Source organism: Nostoc sp. DedQUE02 (assembly GCF_034531035.1).
GTDB lineage: Bacteria > Cyanobacteriota > Cyanobacteriia > Cyanobacteriales > Nostocaceae > Nostoc.
Genome location: NZ_JAVRBY020000123.1, coordinates 1 through 7,491, shown reverse-complemented (window position 1 = coordinate 7,491; position 7,491 = coordinate 1). Strand labels below are relative to the sequence as shown.

7 protein-coding genes and 1 pseudogene are annotated in these 7,491 nt (G+C 41.6%); 5 read left to right on the top strand and 3 right to left on the bottom strand.

Annotated elements, in window-relative coordinates:
• Positions 1-243 precede the first annotated feature (243 nt).
• Complete coding sequence (locus RMX98_RS35830) at positions 244-2,256, bottom strand: AAA family ATPase (protein WP_322680855.1); 2,013 nt, start codon at positions 2,254-2,256, stop codon at positions 244-246.
• A gap of 128 nt (positions 2,257-2,384) precedes the next feature.
• Between RMX98_RS35830 and RMX98_RS35825 the strand changes: the two genes are divergently transcribed.
• From RMX98_RS35825 to RMX98_RS35805, 5 genes and pseudogenes are all read left to right on the top strand, one after another.
• The gene (locus RMX98_RS35825; protein WP_322680856.1) at positions 2,385-2,984 is read left to right on the top strand and encodes a Uma2 family endonuclease; all 600 of its coding nucleotides are present in this window, start codon (positions 2,385-2,387) and stop codon (positions 2,982-2,984) included.
• A gap of 30 nt (positions 2,985-3,014) precedes the next feature.
• On the top strand, positions 3,015-3,665 hold the full coding sequence (locus RMX98_RS35820; protein ID WP_322680857.1) for a Uma2 family endonuclease: 651 nt from the start codon (positions 3,015-3,017) through the stop codon (positions 3,663-3,665).
• Between the two features lie 324 nt (positions 3,666-3,989).
• Positions 3,990-4,583 carry a hypothetical protein gene (locus RMX98_RS35815; RefSeq protein ID WP_322680858.1) on the top strand — a complete coding sequence of 198 codons (594 nt, stop codon included), beginning with the start codon at positions 3,990-3,992 and terminating at the stop codon, positions 4,581-4,583.
• Between the two features lie 22 nt (positions 4,584-4,605).
• Positions 4,606-4,944, top strand: a complete 339-nt coding sequence (locus tag RMX98_RS35810) for a hypothetical protein (protein WP_322680859.1) — start codon at positions 4,606-4,608, stop codon at positions 4,942-4,944.
• 137 nt (positions 4,945-5,081) lie between these two features.
• Positions 5,082-5,210, top strand: a pseudogene (locus tag RMX98_RS35805) (IS5/IS1182 family transposase); the annotation flags it as partial.
• A gap of 13 nt (positions 5,211-5,223) precedes the next feature.
• On the opposite strand, the gene RMX98_RS35800 reads toward RMX98_RS35805, so the two are convergent.
• Together RMX98_RS35800 and RMX98_RS35795 are read right to left on the bottom strand one after the other, a co-directional pair.
• Positions 5,224-6,990, bottom strand: a complete 1,767-nt coding sequence (locus RMX98_RS35800; RefSeq protein WP_322680860.1) for a bifunctional serine/threonine-protein kinase/formylglycine-generating enzyme family protein — start codon at positions 6,988-6,990, stop codon at positions 5,224-5,226.
• Between the two features lie 6 nt (positions 6,991-6,996).
• A complete protein-coding gene (locus tag RMX98_RS35795) occupies positions 6,997-7,239 on the bottom strand; it encodes a hypothetical protein (protein WP_322680861.1) in 243 nt (80 codons plus the stop codon).
• Positions 7,240-7,491 lie beyond the last annotated feature (252 nt).

The window sequence follows — 7,491 nt, the reverse complement described above, 5'->3', positions numbered from 1 at the left end:
TCAGCTTACTTTCACGTGAAAGCTTTGCTATTTAAGCATTATAGTCTTTTTTAATTTCCTGTTTTGTTTAAGTCCCGTTAACTGAACCGTATTGGCTTTTAGCCTCTCCTTGTCACCCCTTCAGCTAAAAAACATTGCCTAAAAGAAAGCAAACAAGGCAATGTTTGAAAGACATAAATACATGGCTGAATTACAAAACTTTACATTGTGATAAATTTTGCGCGTATCTTGTTTTTACCCCTATTACGCCTCAGTGATACACAGCACACCATTTTGTACCATACTGACAATTAACCGTTTACCTGTGAGTGTATTTAAATCGGAGTAATTTTCAAAAATCCAGCGGTTAAGCGGACGCTCAATCAGAGTTTCCAGCAATGTTTTAATTCGCCGTCCACCAAATAGTAAATTGTCATCCTCCTGCATATATACATTTATGACTTCTAATACTACTGGTTGAAATAGCACTTGCAACTGATATTTATCCCAAGCAGATTCAGCCAATTGTCTCAGAAACTTCTGCCCAATTTGCCAAACAAAATCAGGACGTAGTAAATCAAATACGACAATACTATCGCCCAAACGGTTCAAGAGTTCAGCCCGACCAATGCGGCTAGTAAAGTGCCAATGAACTTCGGCACGAAAATGGGCTTCAACTTGAGCGTAACTGAAGGAACTAACACCAAGGTGTTGTACTTGTGTCATAATGCCATTACGAATAATCGCTCCAGTTTGCTGATCTGTCAAATCAGAAGCACCAATATTACTAGTAAAAATAATTACCGTTTGATTAAAATAAACTGTTTGTCCTTTTCCATCTGTAAGGCGACCATCCTCTAAAATTTGGAGAAATTTATCTAATACTTTGGGATGAGCTTTTTCAATTTCATCAAACAGTAAAATGCTGTAAGGACGCTCTAAAATTCGGTTTGTTAATTGTCCGCCCTCTTCATAACCGATGAAACCAGGTGGCGCACCTGTTAACTTTTCAGCTGCGTGTTCTTCTTTGTACTCGCTCATATCAAAGCGGGCAAATGCTTGCTCATCTCCAAAAATCAGCCGTGTGAGTGATTTGGCTAACTCAGTTTTACCTACACCCGTAGGGCCAACAAAAAAGAAAATTCCTTTTGGCTTGCTATTACGACCGCTAACATTATTCAAGCTGATACCCACTTTCGCGCTAGTTAGGAGATTGGTAACAGCTTCTACAGCACGGGGTTGACCGATTACAAATTTGCATAGTTCCTCTCTGGCGTAAGCAATTTTATCAGCACTGATTTGCTCAAATGGTTCATCTCGTTGCCCAAATTTATAAAAGTCTACTAAGCGCAAGACGGTTTTGGGACTCAGGGGAATACGTTCTCGCCAGGATGTCTGACGGATAGCTTCTAAATCCATCGTCTGATAGTCTTCGGTTAAGGCGGCAAATTCCTCTGCGGCAAGTTCTACGTCTGAAGGTTGTTGGAGACTGGGGCGTTGGGCATTTAACAGATGTCCACCATAAAATCCCTGTTGTCCAAAGCGGAGGATAAATTGCTGGCGTTCTTCTTTATTAGGACGGGTGACTTGGACTAAAGCTAGAAAAGGATTGCTGGTATAAAACCAAGGCGGCACTCGTTGCAGGTCGCTGGCGAGGAGAATGAGAGTGTTGCGATAGCCTCTGAGATTACCTTCAGCAATTACAGACGCTTCCAATGTGGATTTTTTCAGCAACATCAAAAGATGACGTTCATCAGCAGAGTAGCGTTCTGGATCGGCAGTTAGCATATCTCCGACATCGACGATCGCCACTACTGAGGTTTTTGGTTGGGACACAACTGCTCGTAACTGACTAAAAGCAACCTCCGGCGATTGATAAGAGCTCGCGAACCGTTGTACCACTGTTCCAGGGTTAGCACGAGATGGTGGTTGCATGGGATCTGCGATCGCCGCAGGCGGGGCGTTGCCCATTGTACTTGGTGTAGAAGACTGTCCCAGGCGTTCAAGTTGTTGTTGTGCCAATCGTTGGCGCGCCAACTCTTCAAATATAGGGCGCATCTCTGGCTGAGGAAAAGTCAAACCATCTATCGGATCGTAACGAACAATCAAATCAAATCCCAGTTTGCTATGGAAGTAGCTATCAAGGAAGCTTGCTATGTTCTGATAGTTACCTTGCCAAAGGAATTGATCGTGAATGTTGCTGTAGAGAATAAGATGCTGACGACGATACAGATGCTTTTCAAAATCTTGAATCCAACGGGCAGATATGGGTAACATAACAAACACTTTCTAACCTAAAATGCGAGGAAGCCAGCTACAACGTTTGGATGCTACTCTGGAACTAACCAGAAGACAAATTATTTTAGCCTTCTGTAACATTTGGGTTCCAGCTTTAGGACAGAACAATGACACAAGCCAAATCCCAAACTCTTGCAGTTAATATTCCATCTACACTAACATTGACACTCACCCACGAACAGTTTATTGAATTGGCACTAGCTAATAGAGATTTACAATTAGAACGAACTGCTACGGGAGAGTTAATTGTTATGCCACCGACGGGTAGTGATACAGGAAACAGAAATCTAGATATAGAAGGACAACTTTGGTTGTGGAACCGTCAAACTAAATTGGGTAAAGCATTTAATTCTTCTACTGGTTTTCATCTTCCTAATGGTAGCGATCGCTCTCCCGATGCAGCATGGATACGTCAAGATAGATGGGATGCCCTCAGCACAGAACAACAAGAAACCTTTGCCCCAATTTGTCCTGATTTTGTATTAGAATTACGTTCTAAAAATGACTCTATCGAAAAGTTACGCGCCAAAATGAGGGAATACATAGATAATGGCGTCCGTTTAGGTTGGTTAATTGACCGAAAAAATAAACAAGTAGAAATTTATCGCCCAAATCAAGATGTAGAAATACTAAATCATCCTGCAAATTTATCAGGGGAAGATGTTTTACCAGGGTTTGTGTTGGATTTAACCGAAGTGTGGAATTAATCCCCAAAAGTGAGCGTTACGGAGAAGAAAATGGTTGTTACACTGCAACTGTGTCAAATCGACGTTCAACCAGGACAGTGCTTGACATTGCGAGAAATCACTTGGACAGAATTTGAGGAAATTTTAGACGAACTTGGAGAACATCGCGCTGCAAGAGTTGCTTACTATCAAGGGGTGTTAGAGATTCGGATGCCGACACCAGAACATGAAGTTGACAAAGAACTCATCGGTGACATGGTTAAAATCTTACTTGATGAGTTAGAACTTGACTGGGAACCTTACGGCTCGACAACATTTAAGCGAGCAGAAATTGCAGCAGGTATAGAACCAGATACTTGTTTTTATATCCAAAATGCTCGCAAAATGATCGGCAAGCGACGGATAAATCTGTCAGTCGATCCACCACCGGATTTAGCAATTGAAATTGATGTTACCTCAAAAACCCAGCTTTCAGGTTATGTGGCCTTGGGTGTACCCGAACTGTGGTGTTACGGAGATGGCAAGTTGCAAGTCTTTGTCTTAAATCAAGGAGAGTATATTCAGGTTGAAACTAGCCTGATATTTGAAAACCTGCCTGTAATTGAGGGAATATTAGAGTTTTTGCAATTGAGCCTAACACAAGGATCTAGTACAGCCAGACGAGCATTTCGGCGGTGGGTGCGTGAAGCATTAGCACATTGACACTCCTACAGCTATGAAAACAACGCGAATGCTCGTTTTCACAAAAAGCCGTGGGATTCTAGGGCGTGTTTTCAAACTCGTTATATCCTGAAAAAGGATGTAATCGCTTTGTTTTTAATTAAAGATTTAGCACGACAAGTACGAAAGAGCCGAGTTTTCAAAACTTCCATCCTACTGTGAACACGGAAAACTCTGTATAATGTCTCAATCAGGGTGCAAAAAAGAAATTTTCAGTGTATTTGGTAGTCAGAACGTCTTAATTTAATCTTTAAGGTTCGAGACAAATCCTAAAATCAATTAATTAAGTTGTCTTGGAGGTTTAAGATGTCTAAACCCGCCGAAATTATTATAGCTACCGTTGGAGGTGGAAGTGGTGCAGTTATTTTTGGATGGATTGTTTCTGTGATTCGTGGTGATGGTTCACAAACTGATTGCTTTATCCTAAATGAACCTTCACGTCCAACAAAATGTTATGATACAGCTACATCTACAAAAGTTACACAACCGACAAAACTATCTTCATCTCCTTCGTCTTACGATAAATTAACACATAAACTTATAAACAGTCCAGATCTTAAACCAACTGAACTATCTTCATCTCCTACGCCTACAAACAATGTAGAAAAAGTTCTAACTATACCACCTTCAGTACTAGCTAGACTATCTTTATATGCTACGCCTAAGGAGACTCCAATAACTGAAGTACCTTCATTACCAACAGGGCTAATTCCACGTCCTGCACCTGAACCGACAGGCTTAACAGGTTCAAGTTTATTGATAATATTTTTTTTGATAGCTATATTTGGCATAGTTGGCATTGTAGCTATTGCAACAAAAGGAACTGTTATACATCAAAATGGTTTGGGTGATAATAGTGCGGGTGATAAAGTTGCAGGTAATAAAGTAAAGAAGAAATAGATAGCTTTTAAGATGAAAAGATATGACGCATAAAATATATCAAAACGGTTTGGGTGATAATATTGCAGGCGATAAGGTCATGGGTGACAAAATTGGTACCCAGATCAACAATTCTCAGGATTTAGCACAAGCTGCTAAAGATATTAAGGTTCTATTAGAGCAATTATCATTAGATTATCCTGGTGATAGTTCCAGGGTACTGGGAGCAAAGGCTATAGATGAGGTTGAAAAGAATCCAGAGCTAAAATCTCGAATTTTGCGAAGAGTCAAAGCAGGAAGTTTTGCAGCTTTAGAAAAGATGATTGATCATCCTGTTGCCAAATTTTTTATTGAAGGTGCAAAAGAAGTGTTGAAATCCTAGATACATCTTGCAGAGGATTGTTGACGGTGCGACAACACACCTTACATTAAAATTCCTTAACATAGCTCTCTTTTATCCCACATTCCGCACTTCATTTTGTATAAATACAAGTGTAATAACCAGCATTCCGCAGGTGGAAAAAAGGGGGTGAAGAAGACGAAAAATTAGGGCGTTCTCGCGGTGGTTTCAGTACTAAAATACACATACGTTGTGAGGGTAAGGGTAAACCGATAACTTTTATTCTCAGTCCAGGTCAGCGTAACGAGTCAATACTCATCATTAAACTGCAACCACACGGAACCCAATACTCGAATAGCGGAAACTGGCATCATAACAAAAACGATAAACACAGCGACAATCATCTGCCAAGCTATACCAAGAGCCGCCCCGCACTACACGTTTAGTTGGGTGTCCATCTTCAATCCAAGCATTACGATCGCTAGGTGCGCCATTATAGTTTTCATGCCAATTATCTTCGCACCACTCCCAGACTAATCCGTGCATATCTTGTAAACCCCAAGGGTTGGGCTTTTTCTGCCCTACTAGTTGGGTTTTCTGTCGGGAATTCCATGTATACCATGCGTAATCTCGCAACGGTTGTTTGCTGTTTCCAAAACTGTAAAGTGTTTGTGTGCCAGCACGACACGCATATTCCCATTCTGCTTCGCTTGGTAGACGATAAGATTTGCCTGTAAGTTGGGAGAGGCGATCGCAAAATTCCTGTGCTTGCCACCAAGATATACTTTCCACTGGACGCAGCAGACTACTAAAATGAGAAGGGTTTGTCTGCATTACTACCTGCCATTGCTCCTGGGTTATTGGAGTTCTGCTCATATACAAAGCAGGTATGCTGACGCGATGCTGGGGCATTTCTGAGCGTAACCACTTGATGACTTCTGAGCGTTTAAACCAAGTTTCTAGTTTTAAAACCTGCTCGATGTCTTCGGTTGCAGTTCCCATGAAAAAACTGCCAGTAGGAATGGCAATCATATCCAGCATAGAGCCACCAGGAAGCCGCTCTTGATAGTTGGAGCGCCGGTTAGGTTGGATAATGGCTTTTTTCTGCTCTTTAGCTTGTGGAATTAACTGCTGATATGGCTCTTTTGCTTGCATTTGAATATTTGCCACCGGAATCGTAGCGCATCCAGTAGCTCCTGCTTCTGTAGGAATAACTTTACGAAAGCTAGGAGAAAGAGGTAATAGAACTGTGACTCTGCCTAAATCTGCAATCGGATCAAGAGCTGCCAGCACTTGGTTTGCTGTCCAACGTTGCGTATAATCTTTGACTAAACATCCCTCAACAATTGTCGCAAAAGGAGTGGATAATTCTGGCAATTCTGGCTCTTGGTGCGTGACTCGCTGCATCAACTCTTGAGAAGTTTTGCCTGCAAAGGGATGTATCCCTGTAAGTATTTCAGCGATGACTACCCCTAGCGACCACAAGTCCCATGCTAGCGAAATTTTACCTTTGTAAGATTCTGGAGGTGCATAGGCGATCGTTCCCACCTGACTAGTAACAGAGGTATCAGTACCATTGCAGCTTTCTAAAAGTCGGGAAATACCGAAGTCTGTTAACTTCCATTGCCCGTTTACTTGCATGATGTTGGCAGGTTTTACGTCTCGATGCACAATGCCTTTTTCATGGAGATATTGCAGCGCACTCGCCAAGTTTTTAACTATTACTTTAACTTCTGCGATCGCTAAACTGCCCTGTTGTAACCGCTTTGTTAACGAATCTTGGGCTAGTTCCATCACTAAACCAAGACATTCAATTCCTTTGAGCCATCCTTGTTCGGGGCTGAATCCCTCCAAAAGTGCGTGATGTTTAAGCGAAATAGCAGTCTGTAACTCGATGATTTGCCGCTCTTGCATTTCACCCTCATTAGAGAATATTTTGATGGCAACTTCTCGAATGACGCGATCGCCTATAACTTCATCTACTAAAAATACTGCCCCAAATGCTCCCGCACCTAAGAGCTTTTTCAGGTGGTACTTGGGGGTAAACCATTCATCTTCAAACATTTGCCAGAACTGATTGGGATGCATGGTTTACTACCTTTTATTTTGCCCTATATCAGTTGTTATGTTACTGTCATTTTCAGTATTAGGGGTTGTTCCCCACACATAATTTTTTATAGCTGCTACATAGGCTACGCGCTGCTGTCGCTGTTCGAGACAGACTTCGTTAAGTTGGGATCGCGTCTCTAGTAAAAATGTAGCTACCTGCTGTCGGCGTTCTAGCACTTCTTGTTGACGTTGCGATCGCGCAGCATACCATTGTTCTCTCAAAGACATAATCTCAACTCCTGACCAACTTTTTGTTACTATTTAAAATCTTAATGGAAATTTTTAAATTCACATTTTGCACATTTGCCATTATGCGATCGCATCCTAATATCGGGTGCGTTGTCGCAAAGTGAAACGCACCACAATCTCAACAATTTGTCAATCAAGTTTCTGGTTCGTAATTAAGGTGGGCCTCGAAACCTTTGAACACTTTTGCTGAAGCTTTAGAAGCCTTCCGAACAGCTATGTCTTTTCGCTTTT

What these genes read in the sequence shown, in the direction of transcription:
- RMX98_RS35800 (WP_322680860.1), bottom strand. Translation starts at nt 6,990, where the DNA reads ATGCATCCCAATCAGTTCTGGCAAATGTTTGAAGATGAATGGTTTACC.
- RMX98_RS35795 (WP_322680861.1), bottom strand. Translation starts at nt 7,239, where the DNA reads ATGTCTTTGAGAGAACAATGGTATGCTGCGCGATCGCAACGTCAACAA.
- RMX98_RS35815 (WP_322680858.1), top strand. Translation starts at nt 3,990, where the DNA reads ATGTCTAAACCCGCCGAAATTATTATAGCTACCGTTGGAGGTGGAAGT.
- RMX98_RS35825 (WP_322680856.1), top strand. Translation starts at nt 2,385, where the DNA reads ATGACACAAGCCAAATCCCAAACTCTTGCAGTTAATATTCCATCTACA.
- RMX98_RS35830 (WP_322680855.1), bottom strand. Translation starts at nt 2,256, where the DNA reads ATGTTACCCATATCTGCCCGTTGGATTCAAGATTTTGAAAAGCATCTG.
- RMX98_RS35820 (WP_322680857.1), top strand. Translation starts at nt 3,015, where the DNA reads ATGGTTGTTACACTGCAACTGTGTCAAATCGACGTTCAACCAGGACAG.
- RMX98_RS35810 (WP_322680859.1), top strand. Translation starts at nt 4,606, where the DNA reads ATGACGCATAAAATATATCAAAACGGTTTGGGTGATAATATTGCAGGC.